The sequence below is a fragment of the Kushneria marisflavi genome (assembly GCF_002157205.1).
GTDB classification, from domain to species: domain Bacteria; phylum Pseudomonadota; class Gammaproteobacteria; order Pseudomonadales; family Halomonadaceae; genus Kushneria; species Kushneria marisflavi.
Map to the genome: position 1 here is coordinate 340,274 of NZ_CP021358.1, position 25,889 is coordinate 366,162.

General features: G+C 59.5%; 23 protein-coding genes. 7 read left to right on the forward strand and 16 right to left on the reverse strand.

The features are described 5' to 3' along the window. Positions 1–88: 88 nt before the first annotated feature. The 7 genes from B9H00_RS01650 to leuC all read right to left on the reverse strand — a co-directional run bounded on the left by B9H00_RS01650 (position 89) and on the right by leuC (position 7,676). A complete protein-coding gene (locus tag B9H00_RS01650; RefSeq protein ID WP_147376528.1) occupies positions 89–1,669 on the reverse strand; it encodes a type IV pilus assembly protein FimV in 1,581 nt (526 codons plus the stop codon). Between the two features lie 84 nt (positions 1,670–1,753). Beyond that, positions 1,754–2,869: an aspartate-semialdehyde dehydrogenase gene (asd, locus tag B9H00_RS01655; protein ID WP_086899189.1), complete on the reverse strand. Its 1,116-nt coding sequence runs from the start codon at positions 2,867–2,869 to the stop codon at positions 1,754–1,756. Then, positions 2,863–3,471, reverse strand: coding sequence for a GNAT family N-acetyltransferase (locus tag B9H00_RS01660; RefSeq protein WP_157663161.1), 609 nt, complete (start codon positions 3,469–3,471; stop codon positions 2,863–2,865). The genes asd and B9H00_RS01660 overlap by 7 nt, the downstream gene beginning before the upstream one ends. A gap of 196 nt (positions 3,472–3,667) precedes the next feature. After that, entirely contained in the window at positions 3,668–4,753 is a 1,086-nt protein-coding gene (gene leuB / locus B9H00_RS01665; RefSeq protein ID WP_086899191.1) for a 3-isopropylmalate dehydrogenase, read from the reverse strand. Between the two features lie 9 nt (positions 4,754–4,762). Then, complete coding sequence (locus tag B9H00_RS01670) at positions 4,763–5,545, reverse strand: class I SAM-dependent methyltransferase (RefSeq protein ID WP_086899192.1); 783 nt, start codon at positions 5,543–5,545, stop codon at positions 4,763–4,765. Then, the gene (gene leuD / locus B9H00_RS01675) at positions 5,538–6,185 is read right to left on the reverse strand and encodes a 3-isopropylmalate dehydratase small subunit (protein WP_086899193.1); all 648 of its coding nucleotides are present in this window, start codon (positions 6,183–6,185) and stop codon (positions 5,538–5,540) included. The genes B9H00_RS01670 and leuD overlap by 8 nt, the downstream gene beginning before the upstream one ends. Before the next feature lie 33 nt (positions 6,186–6,218). Then, positions 6,219–7,676: a 3-isopropylmalate dehydratase large subunit gene (gene leuC / locus B9H00_RS01680; protein WP_086899194.1), complete on the reverse strand. Its 1,458-nt coding sequence runs from the start codon at positions 7,674–7,676 to the stop codon at positions 6,219–6,221. A 156-nt stretch (positions 7,677–7,832) separates the two neighbouring features. Between leuC and B9H00_RS01685 the strand changes: the two genes are divergently transcribed. Together B9H00_RS01685 and B9H00_RS01690 are read left to right on the forward strand one after the other, a co-directional pair. Beyond that, positions 7,833–8,720, forward strand: coding sequence for a LysR family transcriptional regulator (locus B9H00_RS01685; RefSeq protein WP_086899195.1), 888 nt, complete (start codon positions 7,833–7,835; stop codon positions 8,718–8,720). 131 nt (positions 8,721–8,851) lie between these two features. Continuing rightward, positions 8,852–9,829: a nucleoside-specific channel-forming protein Tsx gene (locus B9H00_RS01690; protein ID WP_236944329.1), complete on the forward strand. Its 978-nt coding sequence runs from the start codon at positions 8,852–8,854 to the stop codon at positions 9,827–9,829. A gap of 87 nt (positions 9,830–9,916) precedes the next feature. Here the strand turns inward: B9H00_RS01690 and cysE are convergent, their stop codons facing one another. The 3 genes from cysE to prmB form a co-directional block, all read right to left on the reverse strand. Further along, complete coding sequence (cysE, locus tag B9H00_RS01695) at positions 9,917–10,759, reverse strand: serine O-acetyltransferase (protein WP_236944330.1); 843 nt, start codon at positions 10,757–10,759, stop codon at positions 9,917–9,919. A gap of 352 nt (positions 10,760–11,111) precedes the next feature. Further along, positions 11,112–12,203, reverse strand: coding sequence for a chorismate synthase (gene aroC, locus B9H00_RS01700; protein WP_086899198.1), 1,092 nt, complete (start codon positions 12,201–12,203; stop codon positions 11,112–11,114). Between the two features lie 88 nt (positions 12,204–12,291). After that, on the reverse strand, positions 12,292–13,260 hold the full coding sequence (gene prmB / locus B9H00_RS01705; protein ID WP_086899199.1) for a 50S ribosomal protein L3 N(5)-glutamine methyltransferase: 969 nt from the start codon (positions 13,258–13,260) through the stop codon (positions 12,292–12,294). Between the two features lie 186 nt (positions 13,261–13,446). On the opposite strand from prmB, the gene B9H00_RS01710 reads away from it, so the two are divergent. Beyond that, positions 13,447–14,028 carry a Smr/MutS family protein gene (locus B9H00_RS01710; RefSeq protein ID WP_086899200.1) on the forward strand — a complete coding sequence of 194 codons (582 nt, stop codon included), beginning with the start codon at positions 13,447–13,449 and terminating at the stop codon, positions 14,026–14,028. 2 nt (positions 14,029–14,030) lie between these two features. On the opposite strand, the gene B9H00_RS01715 is transcribed toward B9H00_RS01710, so the two are convergent. Beyond that, complete coding sequence (locus B9H00_RS01715) at positions 14,031–14,909, reverse strand: alpha/beta hydrolase (RefSeq protein WP_086899201.1); 879 nt, start codon at positions 14,907–14,909, stop codon at positions 14,031–14,033. A 411-nt stretch (positions 14,910–15,320) separates the two neighbouring features. On the opposite strand from B9H00_RS01715, the gene B9H00_RS01720 reads away from it, so the two are divergent. After that, positions 15,321–16,271, forward strand: a complete 951-nt coding sequence (locus B9H00_RS01720; protein ID WP_086899202.1) for an AEC family transporter — start codon at positions 15,321–15,323, stop codon at positions 16,269–16,271. A gap of 43 nt (positions 16,272–16,314) precedes the next feature. Here the strand turns inward: B9H00_RS01720 and sixA are convergent, their stop codons facing one another. After that, positions 16,315–16,812, reverse strand: coding sequence for a phosphohistidine phosphatase SixA (sixA, locus tag B9H00_RS01725; RefSeq protein ID WP_086899203.1), 498 nt, complete (start codon positions 16,810–16,812; stop codon positions 16,315–16,317). Continuing rightward, on the reverse strand, positions 16,809–17,915 hold the full coding sequence (locus tag B9H00_RS01730; RefSeq protein ID WP_086899204.1) for an NAD(P)H-dependent glycerol-3-phosphate dehydrogenase: 1,107 nt from the start codon (positions 17,913–17,915) through the stop codon (positions 16,809–16,811). The genes sixA and B9H00_RS01730 overlap by 4 nt, the downstream gene beginning before the upstream one ends. A 304-nt stretch (positions 17,916–18,219) precedes the next feature. Between B9H00_RS01730 and B9H00_RS01735 the strand changes: the two genes are divergently transcribed. Beyond that, positions 18,220–18,882, forward strand: a complete 663-nt coding sequence (locus B9H00_RS01735) for a response regulator transcription factor (protein ID WP_086901641.1) — start codon at positions 18,220–18,222, stop codon at positions 18,880–18,882. Then, a complete protein-coding gene (locus B9H00_RS01740; protein ID WP_086899205.1) occupies positions 18,879–20,306 on the forward strand; it encodes an ATP-binding protein in 1,428 nt (475 codons plus the stop codon). Before B9H00_RS01735 ends, B9H00_RS01740 begins: the two co-directional genes overlap by 4 nt. Positions 20,307–20,384: 78 nt before the next feature. On the opposite strand, the gene B9H00_RS01745 is transcribed toward B9H00_RS01740, so the two are convergent. From B9H00_RS01745 to B9H00_RS01755, 3 genes are all read right to left on the reverse strand, one after another. Next, entirely contained in the window at positions 20,385–21,152 is a 768-nt protein-coding gene (locus tag B9H00_RS01745; protein ID WP_086899206.1) for a protein bax, read from the reverse strand. 187 nt (positions 21,153–21,339) lie between these two features. Then, positions 21,340–23,223 carry a molecular chaperone HtpG gene (htpG, locus tag B9H00_RS01750; RefSeq protein WP_086899207.1) on the reverse strand — a complete coding sequence of 628 codons (1,884 nt, stop codon included), beginning with the start codon at positions 23,221–23,223 and terminating at the stop codon, positions 21,340–21,342. 174 nt (positions 23,224–23,397) lie between these two features. Continuing rightward, the gene (locus B9H00_RS01755) at positions 23,398–23,724 is read right to left on the reverse strand and encodes a YkvA family protein (protein WP_086901642.1); all 327 of its coding nucleotides are present in this window, start codon (positions 23,722–23,724) and stop codon (positions 23,398–23,400) included. 192 nt (positions 23,725–23,916) lie between these two features. Between B9H00_RS01755 and B9H00_RS01760 the strand changes: the two genes are divergently transcribed. Beyond that, positions 23,917–25,851, forward strand: a complete 1,935-nt coding sequence (locus tag B9H00_RS01760; RefSeq protein WP_236944331.1) for a transglycosylase SLT domain-containing protein — start codon at positions 23,917–23,919, stop codon at positions 25,849–25,851. The last annotated feature ends 38 nt before the right edge of the window (positions 25,852–25,889 follow it).

Consider the following 25,889-nt stretch of genomic DNA (forward strand, 5'->3'; position numbering starts at 1 on the left):
ATGCAGGGGTACCCGGCCATGACATCGCATGTCTCCCGGCCGGGCACCCTCATATAAGGGATTGAAGGATCGATATCGCCCCGGCTCGTCAACGATGACGGTGGGGAGAATCTGCATCGGGGCGCTCATTATCCGTATCGCCACCCTCAAATGCCACCTCTTCCAGCGCCCACCCCTGAGGAAAGACAGCACCAGGGGTGGCAGGCAGATTCACGCGGTTACCTGACCGGGGATCGGACATGTCCCATTCGATAGCATCAGAAGGCGCATCGCGATCCGGAAAGGACGATAAGGTCCACGCCGGAGCAAGCGTCGGCGAAGGATCAGACGAGGGCATCGATGCCCCCTGACGGGCCTGGTCATCGTCTGCGCTATCGCAGGCATCCTGGCGCTCGGACATTGCCTCCAGTGCGGCCAGCGCCTGTATCAATTGAGCATCCCCGGGATACTGCGCAAGTCCCTCCCTGAGCATGGTGATGGCATGCTCACGTCGTCCATGGCGTTGAAATACCTCGGCTTCTGCGCAGATGGCTTCGACCTGCGCGCGATGCGCCGACCATGCCTCATCATATTCGTGGAGATCACTTCTCTCTGGAGCATCGTCCTCCCCCCCATCAGCAGCGGCCGTGCCTTCAAAAGGCGCCGTAGCCCCTGGTGTGGAAGAAAGCTCCTGAGCGCTGACCAGCCGGTAACGGCGCTGCCGCCAGCGACGTACCCCGGCCCATGCCCCTGCCAGTATTAAAAGGACCGCCGCGAGTACCCAGGTCCAGACAAAGCTGGTGTGGCGGCCGGCGCCGTTATCGAGCATGTGGGCTGCCGTTTGAGACGACACCGCTGATGGCACGGTTTCGGCCCGAGGCACTTGCGAGGCAACGGTATCGGCCGCCAGCACCTGCTGATCAAGCTGATCCAGACGGCTTTCCAGCGCCTGCTGTCGCTGCGTCAGCGCCGCCAGCTCAGCGGTATCATCGGGCCTATCGTTGACAGGAGCTGCATTGAGGGACAATGCCCTGAGCGATGCCAGATCCGTTGCCAGTGCCGTCTGAGCGTCAAGGCTTGCGCGCAGTTGCTGCTCAAGACGATCAATTTTTTCCTCCAGAGCCGAAAGACGCTGATCGTCCCGCGCAGATGACTCCGAAGACGTCGCCTGCCGATCCGCCTCCGGATCGCGCCGTAGATTACTTGATGCCGGCACTCGAGTACGCGCTACCGGCCCATAGGCGGGTTTCCCGGCAGTCGGCACCTCACCGGCGCCAGAGGCTTCCGCAGTGGGCAGTAATGTCAGTTGAGGTGTTAACTCCCCCTCTGGCCAGCGAAGCGTGAGCACCACATCCAGCCAGGGGGTATCGAGTGCGCGACTGCCCCGCAGGTCCAGGTACAGGTGACCCGGCGTCCCGTCGACGGCCAGGCGCAGAGTATCCGTATCGGCCGTTCGGGTGACATTCATGGCCTGCCAGCGCGCACTGTCTGCAAGCGTGACGCGAATATCATCGGCCCGCAGCGTTCCGGTATCCAGCAGCGCCACGCGTGCTCTCAGGGGTTCGTTGAACCCGGACATGACTTGAGGCGCGGCAATGCCCACGGCATGAGAGGCCATGGTCCATGACATCAATAACATGCCCAGCAGGTAGCCTCTTGAACGCAAACGACAGGGTCGTTCGGCCATCATGTTCTCCCGTCACTCTTTCCAGAGCCATCAATGAAAAAGGGCGCCTCGATGAGGCGCCCCATGGTGCATAACGATGATGGTGCGTCAGTGACGCTCGACCAGAAGCGCCAGCATGCGGCGCAGTGGCTCGGCCGCGCCCCACAGCAGCTGATCGCCGACCGTAAAGGCCGAGAGATACTCACCGCCCATGGCCATCTTGCGTAGACGGCCCACCGGTACATCAAGCGTTCCGGTGACGGCTGCCGGCGTCAGACGCGCCAGTGTCGCATCCTTGTCGTTGGGTACCACACTGACCCAGTCGTTATGACGTGCAATTCGATCCTCGATCTCGTCTATCGGCACATCGCGCGTCAACTTGATCGTGAAGGCCTGAGCGTGAGAGCGCATCGAACCGACGCGAACGCACAGACCGTCGACCGGCACGGTATTGGGCGCCATGCCGAGAATCTTGTTGCTCTCGACGCCACCCTTCCACTCTTCCTTGCTCTGACCGTTGTCCAGTTTCTTGTCGATCCACGGCAGAAGACTGCCGCCCAGCGGTGCACCAAACTGATCGATGGGGAAGTCACTACCACGCATGGTCTCAATGACCTTGCGATCGATGTCCAGAATGGCCGAGGCGGGATCATCCAGCTCGGCGCGAGCCGCATTGCCTACCATCGACATCTGGTTGAGCAGCTCACGCATGTTCTGCGCTCCGGCACCGGAGGCTGCCTGATAGCTCATGGAGGTCATCCACTCGATGAGCCCGGCCTCATACAGGCCACCCAGCCCCATCAGCATCAGGCTGACCGTGCAGTTGCCGCCGGCAAACGTCTTGAACCCCTCATCCAGGCGCTGATCAATCACCTTGCGATTGACCGGATCCAGTACGATCACCGTATCATCAGCCATGCGCAGGGTGCTGGCAGCATCGATCCAGTAGCCCTTCCAGCCGGACTCACGAAGCCTTGAATACACCTCGCCGGTGTAATCGCCGCCCTGGCAGGTCACGATGACATCCAGCTCGGCCAGCGCCTGGATATCAAAGGCATCCTTGAGCGGCGGCACTTCCACGCCAACGTCCGGGCCGGGCTTGCCCGCCTGAGACGTGGTGAAAAAGATGGGCTCGATATGCTTGAAGCCGTCCTCTTCGAGCATGCGCTGCAGCAGTACGGAACCCACCATACCGCGCCAGCCAACAAATCCGGTTCTCAACATCTTGTGTTCCCCTGTTGTGATAAGTGATGGATACCTGTTTCGTTCGACTCGCGCTGCGCCTCGATCGCCTGCTCAAGGCGTGGGTGCAGGCGTGCCATTTCCAGACTGTCCAGATAGCGGCCATGGCCAAAGGATATACCGCGACTCAGGCCCTCTCTAACGAAGCCGTGTCGCTCGTAAAGATCGATCGCCCGATGGTTGTGGCTATAGACTCCAAGGCTCAACCGGGTCACATTCAACCAGTTGTCTGCCAGATCAATGGCCGCTCTTAAAAGCTGACTGCCGATCCCCTGACCGGCGTAGTCGGGATGCACGGCAAGCCCGATCGTTCGAACATGCGCCACGCGCGCCGAGGCGGCAACCGGATGCAGTCCGATCAGTCCCAGCAGCGCCTCAGGCGTTTCGGGATGGCAGGCGGCGAGCATGTGGTGACCGTGATCCATGCGTTCAAGGCGCTGCTGCCAATCGGATAGCGAGCTGAACGGCAGCTGCAGCGTGTTGGGAAAAACGTCGTCATGATTGAACATATGACAGACGGCCTCGGCATCTGCCATGCTGGCCTGACGAATCAACCAGCGCTGTCTTTCCCTCTTCCCTGACATGCCCCCTCCGTTATCCACGTGCCTACCGGTTTTCAGTCTACCACCCGCGCCGCGCATGACCAGCCGCATTACCCATCGTGTGAAGAGGCCCGACAGGACGGCAAGACAAAACGGCAGCGAACCGTTACGTTCGCTGCCGTCAAGAGGTGCCCTGCATGTTTTAAAGGCACCCGGTTACCTGCCTACACAACCCGGCTCAGATGCTGGCCTCAAACGCCGCCACCACAGCGTCTCCCATCTCTTCGGTCGTGACCTGACGCGTGCCGTCATAGGCGATGTCTGCCGTACGCAGGTTCTGATCCAGCACAGCCCCCACGGCCCGCTCGATACGATCGGCCAGCGCCGGGGCGTCCAGTGAATAGCGCAGCATCATGGCCACCGACAAAATGGTCGCCAGCGGGTTGGCCAGGCCCTGGCCGGCGATGTCCGGCGCGCTGCCGTGGCAGGGCTCGAACATGCCCTGACCGCTCTCATTGAGCGAGGCCGACGGCAGCATGCCGATCGAGCCGGTCAGCATGGCAGCAGCATCGGAGAGAATATCGCCAAACATGTTGCCGGTGACGATGACATCGAACTGCTTGGGCGCACGCACCAGCTGCATGGCGGCGTTGTCCACGTACATGTGCGACAGCTCGACATCCGGATATTCGGGCGCCAGCTCGTTCATGATATCGCGCCACAGGATGGTCACTTCCAGCACATTGGCCTTGTCGACGCTGCAGAGCTTCTTGTTGCGCTTTTGCGCCATTTCAAACGCCACCCGGCCGATACGACGAATCTCGTGCTCGTCATAGATATAGGTGTTGTAGCCGTAGCGCGTGCCGTCTTCACGGGTCTCGCGACCGCGTGGCTGACCGAAGTAAATGCCACCGGTCAGCTCGCGCACAATCATGATATCAAGGCCTGAGACCACTTCCGGCTTGAGACTCGAGGCCTCGACCAGCTGCGGATACAAAAGCGCCGGACGCAGATTGCCAAAAAGGTTCAGCTCCTTGCGAAGGGCCAGCAGTCCCTTTTCCGGACGGTTGGCAATATCGGGCATGGTGTCCCACTTCGGTCCGCCCACGGCGCCCAGCAAAATGGCATCCGACGCCTTTGCCTTCTCAAGCGTCTCGGCCGCCAGCGGCACGCCGGAACGATCGATCTCGGCACCACCGACCGGGGCCTCCTCGATGTCGATATCAAGACCGGCCTCACGACAGGCTTCGAGCACGCGGCGCGCCTGACGGGTAATTTCGGGGCCGATACCATCGCCCGGCAGTACCAGAATCTTCTTGCTCATGCGTTTTCCTTAAAATGGCGCTCTGATCGCCCAAAGCACCAGCATATCGGTAGTGAACGATCCATCATCGGTGATCTCGAAAGCATCACGCACTTCCTGACCGACCTGTCCCTGAAGGTGCAAAATTGCATCGCGCATCACATCAGGTGTGCGCATGCGCGCAATCCATGTCTCGAAATCCAGTTTTAGACGCTGACGCGTGCTGGATGTCACGACAAGCCCGGCCTCGCCGACCATTTGCGCCCATTCGCTCGGGGTGTAATCACGAACATGGCTGGTGTCGCGCAGCATTTCGATCGTTTGCAGAAAACTATCGAAAAGCGGCTGCTCCGAGGCGGTCACATCAATAAACGCCGCCACGCCACCAGGCTTCAGGACACGCCTGGCTTCACGCAGCGCCAGCCCGACATCGCGCCAGTGATGGGCAGAGAAGCGACTGCACACCATATCAAAGCTGCCATCGGCAAAGGGCAGCGATTCGGCAACGCCCTGTACCGTACGGATGTTGTTCAGCCCCCGCTCTGAAGCCGCACCGGCCACCACTTCAAGCATCCGTGGCGACAGGTCATAGGCGACCACCTCGTCAACCAGATCGGACACCCTGAAGCTCACATGACCGGCGCCACAGCCAAGATCGAGCACGCGCGCATGGCCCATGTCTCTGAGATACTCACGCAGCTGGGCAAACTCCTGCCCCTCGGCGTGAACGTGACTGCTCAGATAGGCAGCGGCCTGCTCGCCGAACTGGCGCTCGACGACGGCGCTGTGATCCTTCGAGCGCGTCTCATGCATCACGAAACAGCCACGGCTGAGCCGCGCGATGATGAGTTTCAAACGCGCGGATGGCCTCGCTGTTATCGGTCAGCGTCAGGCCGATATCATCAAGGCCGTTTTCGAGGCAGTACTTGCGAAACGGATCGACGTCGAACTCGATGGCCTCACCCTCCGGCGTCATGATCTTCTGCTCGATCAGATCGACATCCAGACGATAGCCCGGGTTCTGCTCAACGGCCTTGAACAGTCGATCCACCGTGGCTTCATCCAGCTGGATCAGCAACAGGCCGTTCTTGAAAGCATTGTTGAAGAAGATATCGGCAAAGCTCGGCGCGATGATGACGCGAAAGCCGAAGTCTTCCAGCGCCCAGGGGGCGTGTTCACGGGAGCTGCCGCAACCAAAGTTCTTTCGTGCCAGCAAAACGCTGGCACCTTCATAACGCGGCTGATTAAGCACGAAATCCGGATTGACTGGCCGGTTCGAGCAGTCCTGTCCCGGGTAGCCCTCGTCGAGATAGCGCAGCTCATCAAAAAGATTGGGGCCAAAGCCGGTGCGCTTGATCGACTTGAGAAACTGCTTGGGAATGATCAGGTCGGTATCGACATTGGCACGATCCAGCGGCGCAACCAGACCCTTTTGACGGATAAAGGCTTTCATGGTGTTTTCCTTGAAAATGGCGTGGACGAGCGCTTAAAGCCCGGCAGCGCGCCTGGCAGGCGCAGGGGTGTCGACAAACTCGCGAACATCGACGAAGTGACCGGCCACGGCCGCAGCGGCCGCCATCGCCGGGCTGACCAGATGCGTCCGTCCGCCATAGCCCTGACGTCCTTCGAAATTACGGTTCGAGGTCGAGGCGCAGTGCTCGCCTGCTCCCAGCTTGTCGGCGTTCATGGCCAAACACATGGAACAGCCCGCCTCCCGCCATTCAAATCCGGCGTCAATGAATACCTGATCCAGCCCCTCCTGCTCGGCCTGACGCTTCACCAGACCGGAGCCCGGAACCACCATGGCCTGCTTGAGCGTGCCGGCCACTTGGCGCCCCTTGACCACGGCGGCGGCCGCGCGCAGATCCTCTATACGGGCATTGGTGCACGAACCGATGAACACGCGATCAAGCTGAATGTCGGTGATCTTCTGCCCGGCGTGCAGCCCCATGTATTCCAGCGCACGAGTAATGCCGCGACGCGTGGTCTCATCCGTGGCCTGCGCCGGGTCAGGCACGCAGTCATGAATGCCCACGACCATTTCAGGGCTGGTCCCCCAGCTGACCTGCGGCTCGATGGCGGCAGCGTCCAGCGTAACGACCTTGTCGAAAACGGCGTCATCGTCGGAGACCAGCGAACGCCAGCTCTCGACGGCGGCGTCCCACTGCTCGGGCGTGGGCGCAAAGGGACGTCCCTTGACGTAATTGATGGTGGTGTCATCGACCGCCACCAGCCCGACGCGAGCCCCCGCCTCGATGGCCATGTTGCAGATCGTCATGCGGCCTTCCATGGAGAGATCACGGATGGCGCTGCCGGCAAATTCGATGGCACAGCCGGTGCCTCCTGCCGTGCCGATCTCGCCGATAATGGCCAGCACGATGTCCTTGGCGGTGACATGAGGCCCAAGCTGACCTTCAACACGCACCTGCATGTTCTTCATCTTGCGCTGGATCAGACACTGCGTGGCCAGCACGTGCTCGACTTCGGAAGTACCGATGCCATGCGCCAGTGCGCCGAAGGCGCCGTGAGTGGCGGTATGGGAGTCACCGCACACCACGGTCATGCCCGGCAATGTCGCACCCTGCTCCGGGCCAATGATGTGCACGATCCCCTGACGGACATCGTTGATGCCGAAGGTCTCGATGCCAAAGCTTGTGGTGTTGTCATCCAGCGTCTGGACCTGAATGCGCGAGACATTGTCCTCGATGCCTTCGATCCCGGCACTGCGTTCTTTAAGAGAGGTCGGCACATTGTGGTCAGCCGTGGCGATGTTGGCATCGATGCGCCAGGGACGACGATTGGCCAAGCGCAGCCCTTCAAAGGCCTGTGGCGAGGTCACCTCATGGAGCAGATGACGATCGATATAGATCAGTGAAGTGCCGTCATCGCGGCTGGATACCAGATGCGATGCCCAGAGCTTGTCATAAAGCGTCTGTCCTGCCATGTCGTCTCTCCTTGCGCCAGAGGCGCGTTCACGGTCCGTGATGTTTGAGGCTCTTGTGATGTGGCCCATTGACACCTGTCTGGCGTCTACACTACGCCGCGATATACCATGAAAGCAATTCATCCTATTCATGGCATGCATTCCTGAGAGGAATCGATGGAAACCGAAAGCCTGCGTGCCTTTGTGGCCGTGGCCGAATGCGGCTCGTTTTCGCTGGCCGCCGAGCAGATCTACCTGACCCAGTCAGCAGTGAGCAAACGCATTGCCACACTCGAGTCCCAAACGGATGCGCGTCTATTTGATCGCATTGGCCGACGCATTGCCCTGACCGAGGCAGGCCACCTGCTGCTGCCCCGTGCGCGTGAAATTCTAGGGCTGTTCGAGGATACCCAGCGCGCACTGACCAGCCTGAGCGGGCACGTGCGCGGCAGACTGAGTCTTGCCACCAGTCACCACATCGGCCTGCATCGCCTGCCTTCAATTCTGCGGCGATATACCCAGCGCTGGCCTGATGTGCGACTGGACATGCGCTTTCTCGACTCCGAGCAGGCCTATCAGGGGGTTCTGGACGGCTCACTTGAACTGGCACTGGCAACCCTTGCCCCGCAGACCGCCAAGCCCTTGATGGCCACCCCCCTATGGCTCGACAGGCTTCACTTCGTCTGTGCCCCGGATCACCCGCTGGTGCGCCAGTCCGCGCTCACCCTTGATGCCCTGAGCCGGGTTGACGCCGTCCTGCCCGGCGAGCAGACCTTTACCCGTGCCATGGTCACAAATGTTTTTCATCGCGCCGGATGTGAGGTCAGCGTCGCCATGTCCACCAACCACATGGAAACGCTCAAGATGATGGTCAGCATCGGGCTCGGCTGGAGCGTGCTGCCAGAAACCCTGCTCGATGAAAGCGTTCACGTTCTCAGGGTCGATCATCCGCCCATCGAGCGGCCACTGGGCTATCTATTTCATGAAAATCGCACGCTCTCAAACGCCGCACGCGCCATGATCGATTTGCTTGAAGCCTCACGCCGGCCCTCCGACAACGTCTGAACCGTGCCCGACAGATCACGCGAGAGTTGCATCAAAGGCTCCGCCGTGGTGCCATCGCGGCCTGAAAGCTCCCCTGTTTGATATAACGATAACCCGACCAATAACAACACAACGTCTTGCAAGGAATGACCATGCCCTACCCTCTACGCATGCCCACAACATGCCGGACGAGTCTGCGTCCATCTTTTGGCGCGACTTATGCCCTGCTTCTCACCACCGTGCTGCTGCCATTATCGGCCCATGCCGAGCCGCAGAGTGGCGAGTCGGCAGCTGCCTCGGGTGAAACCGCCAGCTATGAGGCCACCGACGAAGCACCACGCAGCGCCTACCTGTCGGACTGGTACAATCAGAACGTCACCGTCATCGGCAGCAAGGACATCCGTTTTGGTCCGCAAAAAATCGATGACATCTATCTGGAATATGAGTTCTTCGGTCGCAAGGGGCCGCTGGATCTTTACGGCTATATCGACATGCCAAAGTTCTTTGGCATCGGAAACGCCGCCGACAGCGGTATCTTCGACAAGGGCTCGCCGATCTTTGCCGAAATCAAGCCGCGGCTGTCTCTCAATGAGCTCAGCGGTCGTGACCTGAGCCTGGGGCCCATCAGTGAATGGTATCTGGCAGCCAACTGGATCTATGACTGGGGTCACAACAGCGACAATCGTCAGAACACGCTCTATAGCGGTCTGGGTACCGACATCGAGACCGGCACGCCGCTGGATGTGTCGTTTAATTTTTACGGCAAGTATCAGTGGGAAAATTACGGCGCGGACAACGAAAACAGCTGGGATGGCTATCGCGCGCAGCTCGAGTACAGCTACCCGCTGGCAAGCTTTGATAATGGCGCCAGCCTCTTTTACGCCGGTTTCACCAACTATGATTTCGGCTCGGATCTGGGCGATGATAATTCGGCGCGCACCAACGAAGCCGTGGTCGCCACCAACGCCTTTGTCTACTCCTTTACGCACCTGCGTTTTCTGGCCGTGGCCCGTTATTTTCATAATGGCGGCCAGTGGAACGATGGCAGTGAGCTGAATTTCGGGGATGGCGACTTCCGCGTACGCAGCACCGGTTGGGGCTACTACTTCGGCGTCGGCTGGCAGTTTTAACGTTTCGTGAAACGCTTGCCAAAGAAAGGGGCCGATCATTTGACCGGCCCCTCCTGATGTCAGCGTCTGTCTTTTTCAGCGACCCGATCAAGAGCCCTGCTGATACCACTGGGCCCTGGACACCGGCTGAAAGCTGCCGTGTTCCATGGTGACCGATGGACTCGGGCATCGTGGCCGACCGGCCTGACGTGCAGGGATCCCAACGACGGTGGTGTGCTCTTCAACTTTCGCCAGCACAACGCTTCCAGCACCGATCTGGGCACCATAGCCGATTTCGATATTGCCCAGCACGGTGGCACCGGCACCGATCAGGACACCGCTGCGCACCTTGGGATGGCGATCGCCACTCTCCTTGCCGGTGCCGCCAAGGGTGACACCCTGCATGATCGAAACGTTATCGCCAATCTCGGCGGTTTCACCAATCACGATGCCGGTACCGTGATCCAGCATGACACCACGGCCGACTCGGCAGGCGGGATGAATATCGATGCCAAAAACCTGAGTGGTGCGATGATGCAGCGCACGAGCCAGCATACGACGACCACACTGCCACAGGGCATGAGCAAGACGATGGGCCTGAAGCGCCTGGAATCCCTTTAGATACAGCAAAATGGGCAGGTATTCACTGCTGGCAGCGTCGCGCTCAAGGACCGCCGTCATGTCACAGGCGGCACTGTCCACCAGTGACGCATCAGCCTGATAAAGTCCCCGGAAGCAGTCCGTCAAAGCCTCAAACGAAAGCGTGGCATCTGCCATGGCCGAGGCCATGACTGCCGTCAGACACCCCTCAAGGTGGGACTGGGATATTACGTACGTCTCAAGCATATCCGCCAGCAGGGGTTCAGCCCCGGCGGCCGTGCGCGCTTCCTGATGCAGCAGGCCAAAGACGCTGACCTGTGCGTTGATCTCGTGCAGCATATCGCTTCTCATCGAAGATATTGTATCCGCCGGAGACGTTCTGCCATTTCAGCTTTCCGGGCCCTGTCGACGGCGAACAGAGTAACGCAGCGTAACTTTTTGTGCCTTGATCGTTTTAGCCGACGCGCGTTTCAACACAATAACGTGATAACCCCCACGCCCTGCAACAGCACATGTCGGATCACATGTCTTCAGGAAACCGCCTTTTTCTGCCATGACTGTCGCGACTCATCGCATGGCGTCCGGAAGCGATGCCCCCCTTGAGAGCCAACCATGACCATAGACAAGGGGCATGCCAGAAGCGGGTCCCGAAATAGACAAAGGCTTGCACGGCCAGGCCGTCCTGACCGCTGAGCCCCTATAGCTACAGCTGTTTAATCTGCGGCGTCTCGACGCGAACGTCACCGTTTTGCCCGCGCTGACGCAACAGATGATCCATCAGCGTCAGCGCCATCATGGCTTCTGCAATCGGCGTGGCTCGAATGCCGACACAGGGGTCATGACGGCCCTTTGTGATCACCTCGACCGGGTTGCCATGCACGTCAATTGAACGGCCGGGCGTGGTAATGCTGGAGGTCGGCTTGAGCGCCAGATGCGCCACAATGGGCTGTCCGGTCGAAATGCCGCCCAGCACGCCGCCGGCATGATTGGAGAGAAAGCCTTCTGGCGTCATCTCGTCACGATGCTCGCTGCCGCGCTGGGCAATGCTGTCAAAGCCCGCGCCAATTTCGACACCCTTGACCGCGTTGATGCTCATCAGCCCATGTGCCAGCTCGGCATCAAGGCGGTCAAACACCGGCTCGCCCAGACCGACCGGCACGCCTTCGGCCACCACGGTGATTCGGGCACCGACGCTGTCCTGATCACGTCGAAGTTGATCCATGTAGGCTTCAAGCTCCGGTACCCGATCAGGGTCAGGGCTGAAAAAGGGGTTGTCGTCGACGCCGTCCCAGCTCTTGAAGTCGATGGTGATCGGGCCGAGCTGGCTCATGTAGCCACGCACGCTGATCCCACGGCCTGCCAGATACTTCTTGGCAATCGCGCCCGCCGCCACGCGCATGGCGGTTTCACGCGCACTGGAGCGGCCGCCGCCGCGATAGTCGCGAACACCGTACTTGTGGTGGTAGGTGTAATCGGCATGTGCCGGACGGAACTGATCCTTGATCTTTGAGTAATCCTTCGAGCGCTGATCGGTATTTTCGATCATGAGACCGATCGGGGTACCGGTCGTCACGCCTTCAAAGACACCGGAGAGAATACGCACCTCATCGGCTTCGCGACGCTGTGTGGTATGACGCGAACTGCCGGGGCGGCGGCGGTCCAGATCGGCCTGCAGATCCGACTCGCACAGCGGCAGTCCCGGCGGGCAACCATCGATGATGGCCCCCAGTGCCTGGCCATGACTTTCTCCGAAGGTGGTCAGCGTAAAGAGCTTGCCGAAGGTATTACCGGACATGTTGTGTTCCTGATAGTGCGACGTATCGGCCCGTCACCCGGGCGTACGACAGATCAAAATTCAAATCAGCGCCTGCCAGCCACGCCGCTCAGCGCGACAGTTCCGTTGCCCACTCATCGAGTTGAGCGGCGGTCAGTGCAAACACGCCATGGCCGCCTCGGGCGAACTCGAGCCATAAAAAGGGAACTTCCGGCCAGGTCTCGATCACGTGACGCTCGGAGTTCCCTACCTCCACGATCAGCACGCCGTCATCGGTCAGATACTCACGCGCCTCGCGGAGCATGCGACGCACCAGGTCGAGCCCGTCATGACCAGCGCCCAGCGCCAGTGTCGGCTCATGGCCGAACTCGGCCGGCATGCCGCCCAGATCGCTGGCGTCCACATAGGGCGGGTTGCTGACGATCAGATCGAAGCGCTGGCCGACCACCGGTTCGAAAAGATCCCCGGCCACGGCTTTCACGCGATCTCCCACATCGTGGCGTGTGATATTGGCTCGAGCTACATCGATGGCATCACCGCTGATGTCAGCGAGCATGACATGGGTCGTGGGCATCATCAGCGCCGCCGCAATACCGATACAGCCAGAACCGGTACACAGATCGAGCATATGCGCCGGGTCACGCGTTTCAAACCACAGCTCAAAGCCCGACTCGATCAGCTCGGCGATGGGCGAGCGCGGAATCAGAACACGCTCGTCGACATTGAACGCAAAACCGGCATAGAAGGACTCCCCGAGCAGATAGGGCAGCGGACGACGCTCGACGGCGCGCGCGCGCAAGAGCGTGATGATACGCGCGCGCTCGATGCGCAGTACCCGGGCATCGATGATGGCAGGGTCGACATCGTGTGGCAGGCGCAGCGCACCCAGCACCAGCGCCACGGCTTCGTCCCAGGCACTGTCCGTACCATGCCCGTAATAGAGATCGTAGGCATTGAAGACACTGACGGCCAGGCGTAGATAGTCACGCAAGGTGACCAGCTCATCGATCAGAGTGTCATCATCCAGAGAGAGGGGCGCGGCGGCGGGTACAGGCATGCGGGCAGAAACGTCGCTCATGAATGCGGCGGCCTTGTCGAGGGTTGGTAAAATGAAGAAAGGTCGAAAGTGTACCCGTTATCCGGTAGCGGCGCATCGGTGCAGGCCTGCACATCGCCACTCGATTCCCTATAATCAGGGTCGCCATTCATTACCTCAAAACCACCGTCAGCGTGACGGTCACTACCATCCAGCGGAGACAAGGGCATGACCGGTAACCGCCAGACTGACGATGACGACCGGACTGCCTTTCGCGAGGCCATGCAGGGCAGCGATATCCGCCCGGTCCATCACGACCGCGCCGACACGGGCCGCATGCCGCGGCGCAGCGAACTGCGCCATCGCCGTGAGGCGGCCGCCAGCAGTGCCAATAACACCACGGCCACCTCTTCACGCACCTCCGATGGACGCGTCGACCCGGTTCGCCCTTCGGAAGCCCTGATGTTCGCCCTGAGCGATTTACCACATCGCACCCTGTCTCAACTCAAGCGCGGCGCGATCGCCTGGCAGGCAGGGGTGGACCTTCACGGCTACGATCTGGAGCAGGCTCGAGCCGAACTTGAAGCCTTTCTTCACGAAGCCCGTGCCAACCGCGCGCGCTGCGTGCTGGTCGTTCACGGCAAGGCGTGGTCGGGAGCAGCGCGTTATCCGGTCATCAAAAGCCACGTCAACGCCTGGCTGCGCGAACTTCCCGAGGTGCTGGCCTTTTGCTCGGCACAAGACCGCGATGGCGGCACCGGCGCCGTCTATGTATTGCTGCGCCGCACCCGGGAAGACTATGTCAAATAAGGCTATGCCACACCATAGGCCCGGAGAATCACTTCGGCCACACCGGCCACACTCTGCGGTTCGAGGTGAAGATGGTGACCGCCCGGCACTTGATGGGTGGTCAGGGTAGTCATTTCATGGCGCACGCCTTCCCGGTCCAGGTGATCCCCAACGATGCCGTTGTCGGCCTTGATCAGATCAACCGGAGCACGAATGGCCAGCAGCATGTCCCGCGACTGCTCGGGCGTCAGCTTGACCTGTGATGGCCGCAGCAGGCGCGGGTCGGTGCGATAACGCATGCGTGCCTCATCCTTCACTAAACTGCGCGCCATCAGCGGCTCGGCGGTGTCATGATCCAGCGGTGTAATGGCACCGGCCACGCGTGCGTCAAGCGCCGCTTCGAGACTCGAATAGGAGGGCGGCGGCGACAGTGGCCGGCGCACGCCCAGTACCCCATTGCGCAACTGGCGGGTCGACTGATTGACCGGGGTTGTCAGCGCGCCAATGCCATCAATCAGCCAAAGCCGCTCGATGCGCTCGGGCAGCGCTGCGGCCAACAGACAGGAGACGCAGGCCCCCAGCGAATGGGCCAGCAGTGTGGCACGCTCAATGCCGAGATCATCAAGCGTATCCAGCACGTCGTGAATATAATCCCACAGGGCGTAATCGGTGCCTCTGCCCTGCCACTGCGATTTGCCATGGCCGGCAAAATCGATGGCCACAATACGGATATCGAGCCTTTCCACCAGCAGTGGCACCAGCCGGGTAAAGGTGGCGGCGTTGTCCAGCCAGCCATGCAGGGCCACCCAGGTCGGCGCCTCCACCGGCAGCCCTTCCCGCTCCCATACCAGCCCGGCCAGACGATTATCGGCCAAATGGCACTCTCGCGGTCTTGCGCTCATCCTGCTCGCTCCATTGTCATCAAACCGGAGACAATACGACGACCATCGTCGCGATGCACTCCCTCTGGATATGCCATCGCCCCACCAGCACTCTCTGCTTTAGCATGTCAGCTCTTGCAGACAGGCTGATCGACTCGCCGCCGAATGCCCTGACGCGTATAATGCCGCGGCCTTCACTCCCCCTACTCCGGAGCCATGAATGTCCCTGTCCTCGCGTCGTCTGCGAAACCGTCTCTTTTTCATTGTCGTACTGGCCGGCCTGATCGTCGGATTTATAACGCTCTAGTCCCCGAGCCATCACTTCTTCGAATCAGATTCCCCCATTGGTTCTCGCCATGAACGTGCCCGAATGGGCTGGCTCATGGCAGACACCACGAGGTCATGGCTCCTGTCGCCCTACGGTATCCCTGCATGAATCCGTCAGCCCTTTTCGCTGAAACGCTCAGCGTGACCTTTCCTGTCTTTGCCATGGTACTTCTGGGCATTGCGCTCAAGCGCCTTAAATGGATCGACACTGCCTTTATCAACACCAGCTCGGGACTGGTGTTTCGTGGCGCCATGCCCACGCTACTCTTTTTATCGCTGGTCGATGCAGACATGTCGCAGGCGCTGATACCGAGCCTGATGATCTATCTGTCACTGGCCACCGTGGTCAGCTTTTTGCTCATCTGGTGGTGGGCGACCCAACGCGTGCCTTTCGAGGATCGTGGGGTCTATGTCCAGGCCGCCTTTCGCGGCAATGGCGGCATTATCGGGCTGGCACTGGCCGGCAGTATGTACGGCGCCTTTGGCCTCTCGGCCGGCAGTGTGCTGGTGGCCACCATTATTCCGCTCTACAACGTGTTGTCCGTGATCGTACTGGCCTGGTATCAGCCCGAAGCCACCACCAGCTGGCGCAGCATCACGCTCAAGATCGTGAAAAATCCGTTGATACTTTCGGTGGTCGCTGGGTTGTCCTTTGCGGCCAGTGGTCTTGCCCTGCCGGGCTGGCTGCACACGTCAGGGGAATATTTCGCCAATATGACGCTGCCGCTGGCCCTGATCAGCATTGGCGGCACCATGTCGATGGCGGCCATACGGGAAGCCAGTCATGTGGCATTGGGCGCCAGCACGATCAAGATGGTCTCGATGCCGGCCGCAGCCGTATTCGTGGCGTGGCTGGCAGGATTTGAGGGGCAGGAACTGGTACTGCTTTTTCTGTTTATGGGCAGCCCTTCAGCGGCAGCCAGCTTCGTCATGGCCAGAGCCATGGGCGGCAATGCAAGACTTGCGGCCAACACGGTTGCCATGACGACCCTTGCCAGCAGCGTGACGGTGACCCTGGGTATTTTCATTTTGCAGATGACCGGTGTGGCAGGCTGAGTGCCCGCCACACCGGTCAGAAGTCATGCGATGACAGACGCCGCTAATCGATGGCCGCGGTTGCAGGCGTCACATGGCGTACCAGCGTGGCAGACCCTGCTGCCCAGACCTCAGCCTCGAGCTCGACCACATCCGCTGTCCCCATGGGCAGCCGGGCGTTGGGGCTGCCATCCACCAGCTGACCGACCAGCTCGGCCACCAGCGGCATGTGGCTGACAAACAGCCAAGGGGCATCGTCCTCACGCGGATCGATATTGTGAGTGAGCCAATCGATCAGGGTTTCCGGCGGCGCATCCGGCGTCATGATGGGCAGGGTCATGATGTCATCCACATGCAATGCCTGACCGATAATTCGAGCACTTTGCTGAGCACGATCATAGGGACTGGCCACCACCTTCAGCTGATGCCTGTCTTCCCCAAGCGTCGAGATGAACCAGTCGGCAATGCGGGCCACCTCCTGCTGGCCGGTCAAATCGAGTGGACGATGGGCGTCAGGCGTTCCGGAGGCGGCTTCGCCATGGCGCATGATATAGATTTTCATGTTGGGATATCCCTGGCTGCGGTTTGCTGCTGTGCACGCCGCGTATCCTCTCGCGGCAGCGTGAATTCAACGTCACTGCTTTGCTCACTGCGCATGAGCGCGGTGGCCATGTCACGCGGCGCGACGCCTTCAAACATGACCCGATAAAGCCCGGTGGCCAGCGGCATGTAAATGTTTTCCTCGCTGGCTCGTTTGACCACCAGAGACACCGTATTGACCCCTTCGGCCACCTGCCCCAGGGCTTCGATGGCTTCTTCCAGCGTGCGCCCTTCCCCCATCGCATAACCGACCCTGTAGTTGCGAGACAGATTGGAGGAGCAGGTGACAATCAGATCGCCAACGCCCGCCAGCCCCAGAAAGGTCATGGGGCTGGCGCCCTGCGCCACCGCAAAGCGACTCATTTCGGCAAGTGCCCGAGTAATCAGCATGCTGCGCGTGTTTTCTCCCATGCCAAGCGCTGCCGCCATCCCCACGGCAATGGCATAGATGTTCTTGAGCGCGCCACCCATCTCTACACCATAGCGGTCGTTGCTGGCATAGACACGAAAATGATCACATGACAGTGCTGCCTGCACCCGCGACCGGGTCTGTTCGTCATTGCTGGCAATCACGCTGGCACTCAAGTGCCCCTGGGCAATCTCGGCGGCCAGGTTGGGGCCGGAGAGCACTCCGATATGGGCACTGTGGGTTTCCTGCTCCAGAATCTGGCTCATGAGCAGGAAGCTATCGGTCTCGATGCCCTTGGTCGTGCTGACCAGAATGGCATCGTCTGCAAAATACGGGGCCGCCTGACGTACCACCTGTCGAAAGCCGCCCGAGGGGATGGCAATCAATACCAGACGCGCCTCCTCGAGCACCCAGGCCAGGTCAGTGGAGGCCACAACGTCGGGGTGAATCCTGAATTCGGGCAGATAGCGATGGTTGATGCGGTGCGTGTTGACGTGATCGACCAGCGCCGAATCACGCATCCATTGTCGTACTCTGGCTCCGCCACTGGAGGCAATACTGGCCAGCGCCGTGCCAAAGCTCCCTCCTCCCAGCACGGCCACCGGCGGCACACGAATATCGTCTGTAGTGACCTGAGGCTGATGCTCGACTGCCATGGATAATCCTTGTTGATCGACGATGGACAGAGGTTAGTGTAACGCTTGACGAGCCGCGCAGGTAACGCATGCCCGGCCTGCCCGGGTAGAATGTCGGAATGCCGCAGCACAGGGCCATTCGCAGGACAGCATGACGAGGCATCTGAACAGGCAGCAACGATGGCTTTCAGGATTCAGGAATCGAATCAATGACCTGCTTCAACACAGCGCTCAGTGATCATGAGAGTATGGAACCATCACGCATCATTGCATGTTCAGAGCGCCTGAGCTGTTCATGTCTCGCTACGAACAGGAACCCGATGATATGAAGGTATTATTTGTCGAAGATGATCTATTGCTGGGCGATGGCGTAGAGACCGCGCTGCGCCGCGAGGGTCATCAGGTCACATGGCTGACCGAAGGTGAGAGCGTGCTTGAGCACGTCGAGCAGGGTCAGGCTGAAGCGGTCATCCTTGATCTGGGACTGCCCGGCATCGACGGCATGGAAGTCCTGCGCCGCATTCGTGCCGCCCATGATATTCCAGTGTTGATACTGACTGCGCGGGACAGCCTGGAAGATCGTATCCAGGGACTGGATGCCGGTGCCGATGACTACGTTTTAAAACCCTTCGATGTTGATGAACTTCACGCCAGGCTACGCGCCATCAGCCGTCGTGCAGGCGGGCGGACACAGCAGAATATCCGCATTGGCCCACTGCATATTGACCATGCCCGCCATGAGGTCAGCTGGAAGGAACGGCTGGTCAAACTCAGCCGGCGCGAATATACCCTGCTTCATGAACTGGCCCAGCACCCCGGGCAGGTCTTTACTCGTCCCCATCTGGAGAAGCTGCTTTACGGCTGCAGTGACGAAATCGAATCCAACGCGCTTGAAGTGCACATTCATCACCTGCGCAAGAAGCTCGACAGCAATCTGATCGTGACCCTGCGCGGCATTGGCTACCGTCTGGACGACACCATCGAATGATCTCGATTCGCCGATATCTGACACGTGCCGTCATGGGACTGGTTCTGCTGGCCGCTCTTCTTTCAGGTCTGGCGGCCTGGCTGGTGACAAGGCACGAGCTTGAGGAGATGTTTGATGCACAGCTCTCCCAGTTCGGGCGAATCGTGACAGGCATGATTGATATCAATATGGACTCGCAGGATTATCAGGCACTGGCGGACCGCCTGACACAGCCTGGTCATGCTGCACGCTTTTACAGCATAGAGGGCAATAACACCTCTTCAGGCATCGTCATGGACACGCATTCCACGAGTGCGCCGCGTCGCTTTCGGGAGGAAGAGCGGGTTTTGTCACTGGGATTCTGGAACAGCGACCTTACACCGCGAATGCTCAGTGCCGAATGGAATGACAAGGGCCCCTTTCCACCTCCGAAAGAAATCGGCTATCGATGGGTCAGCTACGACGATGAGGACTGGCGCGTCTTCAGCATTTATGACAAGGAGCACGGTGTCTGGGTCTCCACCGGGTTGCGTGATGACTTTCAGCAGGAACTGGCCAACAAGATCCTGCTGGGTAACAGCATCCCTTTCCTGTTTATTCTGCCGCTTCTGGGCGCGGCCCTGTGGTGGGTCATTCGTCGAGGCCTGCGGCCCATCGACAGTCTCTCCGACGAGGTGTCAAGACGCTACCATCAGGACCTCACCCCCATCGAACAGGACCCACCCCGCGAATTGAAGGGGCTTCGCGATTCGCTCAACGCTTTCATCGAGCGGCTGCGGATGGCACTGGATCGGGAAAGACGCTTTACGGCCGATGCCGCGCATGAGCTTCGTACACCACTGGCGGCACTCAAGATACATCTTGATAACGCCCGCACCAGCCAACAGGATCATCAGAGTTCGCTGGACAAGGCTCGTCAAGGCATTGAGCGTCTACAACGCGTGGTCGATCAATTGTTGACGCTGGCACGCGTCGAACGGACACCGCAGCGTCAGCTTGATCGGGTAGATCTCTACCCCATCGCTTCAGAGCTGGCCGGCGAAATGTGGCCCCTTGCCGGACGCCGACAGCAGCAACTGGAGATGAGCGGGCTATCCACGCTCGAGGTGCGTGCTGATCCAACCGAGCTGGGAGTACTGCTGCGCAATCTTCTGGATAACGCACTGCGCTATACGCCCAATGGCGGAACCGTGACGCTGCATCTGGATCGGTCTGGCGGTCAGCCGATGATCCAGGTCATTGATGATGGCCCCGGCGTGCCCGATGAATCGCTTGAAAAGATCACAGAGCGTTTTCATCGAGCCAATCAACGCATGACCGGTAGCGGTCTGGGGCTATCAATCGTCAAGCAGTTAACGCAGCGCCAGAAGGCTTCTCTGGTCATCAATAACCGCCAGCCCCATGGGCTGATCGTCACCGTGATCTGGCCGACGCTACAAAAATAAGTCCATATCCAGCATCCATAAATGAAAAAGTCGCCTCAAGGGGCGACTTTTTCATGCGTGTGATGGCAGCAAAAATGACTACGCAGGGTCGTCACTCTCCTGTACGCGCATCTCTTCAATCAACGGTGCGTTGGTATTCAAAAGCGACTGGAGAGCCGCCAGATAGGCATCACCGCGAATGGAGTAGTTTTGCAACGAGGGAATCAGTGCCAGCGCGTTGACGTTTTTACCCTTGTCACGTAGTGCAGCACGGCGCTCACGCAGGTGCCCATAAGCACGATGGGTATTAAGGTTGCGCATATAGGCTTCAATACCATCATAAACGGTGGCAAAACTTTGATAGCCACTGCCGGTACCGATCTGCTCCAAGCCACAGCTATCGCCAAAGCAGCGCATGCCGAACAGGTTGTTGCCCTCACGAGCAAACCTTGATGTCCCCCAGCCGGATTCTTCCACGGCCTGAATCAGCACCAGCTGGATGGGCACGGTATCGACACGAGCCAGCAATGTGGACCAGTCAACATCCTTCTCGCTTTTGCAGCTCAGGCCATAATCGCTGCAGATGGAGGAAAGGCGCTGACGTGAGTCTGTCGTCCAGCGCTTTTGATCACGCATATGGGTCAGCCATACGCGATCATTTTGAATCTCATCGTTGGCTTTCTCGATGAGAGGAATCATCAGGTTGAAAAAGGCAATCTTGCGATCACTGCCGGCCGGGTGTTCTCGCAGGTCCGGCATCTGGAAACTGGGCTTGCTGGTATCGGCGTGAGAGGGTGTGAACACGCTGAAAACTGAGAGTGCAAGCACGAGCGTCAACGTCGTCAACGGGCGATGCGTTCGTGTCATTTGACAGGACTCGGTATCAGGACAAGACGGCAGACTAGCATGGTTTACCCACCATGTCGCCATAAGCGGCGACATGAGTCTAAAATCCGTCATCTTGCATCATTATGCAGAATGAATATTTTCAGAAGGTATCATCTGAGAGAGGGATAACGGTCATGCGACCGTCATCCCTTTATCCTGGACCGGATTAATGGGCCAGCATGGCGTTCAGACGACGCACATAGGCGGCAGGATCATCAAGCTGGCCGCCTTCGGCGATCACCGCCTGATCGAAAAGCACGTGGGCCAGGTCGGTAAAGGCCTCTCCTTCGCTGCTTTCCAGTCGCGCGACCAGCGCATGGTCAGGGTTGAACTCCAGAATCGGTTTAACTTCGGGTACCGGCTGGCCGGCAGCCTCCATCAAACGACGCATCTGATACCCCATCTCGTTTTCAGGCAGCACCACGCAGGCCGGCGATTCGGTCAGACGATGCGTGACCCGCACTTCCTGAACCTGATCCCCCAGCGCCTCGCGGAAACGCTCGGCCAATCCTTCCTTGGCCTTCGCACTTTCCTGCTGCGCCTGCTTTTCTTCCTCGCTGTCGATGTCACCCAGATCCAGATCACCACGGGTAATGTCGATCAGCGACTTGCCATCAAACTCGGTGAAATGGGTCATCAGCCACTCATCGATGCGATCGGACAGCAGCAGCACCTCGATGCCCTTCTTGCGGAAGATCTCGAGATGGGGGCTGTGCCGCGCGGCATTAAAGCTGTCGGCAATGATGTAGTAGATGCCCTGCTGACCTTCTTTCATGCGAGACACATAGTCCGCCAGCGACTGATTCTGGGCCGACGTGTCAGTGTGAGTGCTGGCAAAGCGCAGCAGGCCACCAATTTTTTCACGATTGCTGTGGTCTTCTGCCGGGCCTTCCTTGAGCACGCCGCCAAACTGGTTCCAGAAGTTCTGATAGGCGTCGCTGTCCTTTGAAAGCTTGCTCAGCATATCGAGCGCACGCTTGGTCAGCGCGCCTTTCATTTTCTCGACCTGCGGGTCCTGCTGCAGAATTTCACGCGAGACGTTGAGCGACAGATCATTGGAGTCGACCACGCCCTTCACAAAGCGCAGATACAGCGGCAGGAACTGCTCGGCATCGTCAATGATGAAAACGCGCTGGACATACAGCTTGAGGCCACGGGCGCCCTCACGCTGATACAGATCAAACGGCGCCCGAGACGGCACGTAGAGCAGACTGGTGTATTCGAGCTTGCCTTCGACCTTGTTGTGGCTCCAGGTCAGCGGATCGCTGAAGTCATGGGCCACGTGCTTGTAAAACGCCTTGTACTCGTCATCAGTGACCTCGGTGCGCGGGCGCACCCAGAGTGCCTGAGCCTCGTTGACCGTCTCCCAGGTCACCGTAACCTCGGTGTCGTCCTCACTTTCCTGAACGGTCGGCATGCGTACCGGCACTTCAATGTGATCGGAATACTTGCGTACCAGCCCCTTGAGGCGATGCTCGTCGGCGAACTCGAGCGCATCTTCCTTGAGATGCAACACGATTTCAGTGCCGTGGGCGGCGCGCTCGATATCGACGATGGTGAATTCACCCTCGCCCTTCGAGCGCCACTCCACGCCCTGATCCTGCGCCGTGCCGGCCAGGCGAGTACGAACGACCACTTCGTCGGCCACAATAAAGCCTGAATAAAAGCCGACACCGAACTGGCCGATCAATCGAGCGTCCTTTTGCTGCTCGCCGGACATCTGCTTGAGAAACTCGGCCGTTCCCGAACGCGCGATCGTACCGAGATTGGCAATCACGTCTTCACGGTTCATGCCGATGCCGTTGTCACGAATGGTGACGGTTCTGGCGTCATGATCAAACTCGATCTCAACGCGAAGCTCGGGATCACCCTCATACAGGGCGTCGCTCTCCAGGGCACGATAGCGCAGCTTGTCGCAGGCATCGGCACTGTTGGAAATCAGCTCACGCAGGAAAATTTCCCGGTTGGAGTACAGGGAATTGATCATCAGGTGAAGAAGTTGTTTGACTTCGGTCTGAAAACCGAGCGTCTGCTCTTGCGCACTCGTCATGGCAACATTTCTCTTCTGACAATAATCAACAGGGTGAAACACACGGTGCGACCTGCTACCCGAGCAGGCCATGCCGTGCTGTGTGTTACCCGTTATGGGGGAAGTTGCCGATTTTTCAAGAGAAACGATGTCACATTCATGAACGCATGGTCGCGCCCGCATGAGTGACGGGCGCTACGCAGCGGGCGTATCGGCGCTTTCACGCCAGCGACGATAACCGTCAAGCTCCTCATCAAGCTTGGCCAGAAGCCAGCCGCCGATAACGAAATCATCCAGCAGTCCCCAAAAGGGAATGAAGTCAGGGACGATATCGATGGGGCTGACCACATAGACAATCGCCAGCGCCATCAGACCCACTGCCTTTTTGGGCAGCGGGCGATAACGCCCCTTTCGCCAGTCATTCAGCATGGGAAAGAAGGTGCGCAGCGCCTTGAAGATGCGCCAGTAAACGCGACCGCGACCACGAATCAGACCGATGGGATTGAGTCGACCCTTTGCCATGGATGGATACTCCGCATAAAAAATGTTGTTTCGAGAAGGCCGTTGGCTGACAGGGTTCATTCAACGCAGCAGCAACTGAAGATAGTCCTTGATGGGATCGTTAAATTCAGTCACCTGCATTAGTCTAGGCCCCCGGGAAGCAGTATGCCTGTCCCGTGCAGGTTCATATCGATGGCTGACAGGAGTTTTCGGGTGAGGGTTAAGCACAAACTATTCAGGCACTGGCTGGGCATCATGCTGGCCGCGGGCATTGCCGCACCGGCGATGGCCAGCGATGAGAGCTTTCAACAGGCCTTCGAGGCTGCTCGGGCCCATCAGTGGGACCAGATCAATCATGACGCCATCCAGGGACACGTGCTGGAAGGCTATGTTGAATATCACGAACTCAAGTCGCGCCTGCCGGGGGTATCACCCACCGTCATCAACGACTATCTAAAGCGCTATCGACATTCGGTACTGTCCGAATGGATGCGCGGTGTGGCTCAGGACACATGGGGCGCCCGCCAGCAGTTCGATGATTTTCTTGCCGTCAGTGATGGCGTTCCACAGGGCACCACTCGTCAGTGCTGGTACTATCGGGCGCTTCTGGACCGGGAACCACAGCGCGCCGCGATCGGCGGACGCCAACTGTGGCTGGTGGGTCATTCACAGCCCACCGCCTGCGACCCTCTCTTTGACCGCCTTCGCGCCAATGGCACCATTGATGGCGCCGATATCTGGTCGCGACTGATGCTTTCCTGGCGTGCCGGCGAAGACGCCATGGCGCGCTATCTACCTGACGAACTGCCTGACAGCTGGCAGCCTCAGCGAAGTGCGTTCGAGCGCCTGCAAGGTGACCCCGGCCGCATCACCGAATTACCCGGGATGATTCGCCAGGACACGCCAGGCGCTTCCTCGCTGTACAGTGCCGCTATGGCGCGACTTACCCGACAGGATACGGCACAAGCACTCACGGCCTGGGGCGAGATCAAATCCCGCGCCCCGCTGACCGATGAGCAGCGTCACGATATCGAGCACGATCTGGCCTTCTATTCATTGGTCCGCGACATCGATGCCAACGCCCAATGGGCCAATGCCGCCACGGCGCAGCTGGGAGATCAGGACCTTTTTGAACTGAAAACCCGCAAGGCGCTTGAGCATCGCCAGTGGCACGAGGTGGCAGCGTGGATCGAGCGCATGAAGCCAGACGAGCGCCGTGACGCTCACTGGCAATACTGGCTGGGCCGTGCACGTGAGCAGCTCGGTGATGCCGATGGCGCCCGCCAGGCATGGCAGATCGCGGCCGGTCAGCGCAGCTTTTTCGGCTTTGCCGCCGCTGATCGACTTCATCAGCCCTATGCGCTTGAAAACGAGCGGATCACCATCGCCGAGAAGGACATGAAGGACGCTGCCAACCTGCCTTCGATGCGCCGCATTGCCGCGCTGTATCGTATCGGTGAGCCGGGACTGGCTCGCGCCGAGTGGTACTACCTGATGCGCCATCTCCCAAAGGCGCAGCATCCGACGCTCACACAGTATGCGCTTGGCCAGGGATGGTACGACCTGACCATTTATGCTGCCATTCGCGGCGATCACTGGGATGCCCTCGACTGGCGTTTCCCACAGGGCTATGTCGACCTGTTTCAGAAATGGGGGCAGCAACGTAACGTCGACCCGTGGCTGCTGATGGCGCTGGCGCGCCGTGAGAGTTCCTTCAATCCTCAGGCACAGTCACCGGTCGGCGCGCGAGGCCTGATGCAGCTGATGCCCGGCACGGGTCAGCACGTCAGTCAGCAGCTGGGCGTGCCCTGGCAGGGGGTGACAAGCCTTGAAGAGCCGGAAACTAATGTCATGCTGGGTAGCGCCTACATTCGCGACATGGCCGCACGCTATAGCGGCAATCGTGTGGCGGCGGCGGCGGCCTATAACGCGGGGCCGGACCGAGTGGACCGCTGGCTGGCCGATAGCGATGAGCCCTTTGATCTCTTTATCGAGGAAATTCCGTTTCGCGAAACACGCGAGTACGTTCAGGCCGTGCTGACCTATCGCGCCATTTTCGAAGGTCTTGCCAGAGGGACCACTCAGGGCGTTCACATGATGACCGAGCATGAACGCACGACACGATACAACGGCGATCTTCAGCGCTGAAGAACATGTCGTTCAAAACGGGGCCCTGAAACAGGGCC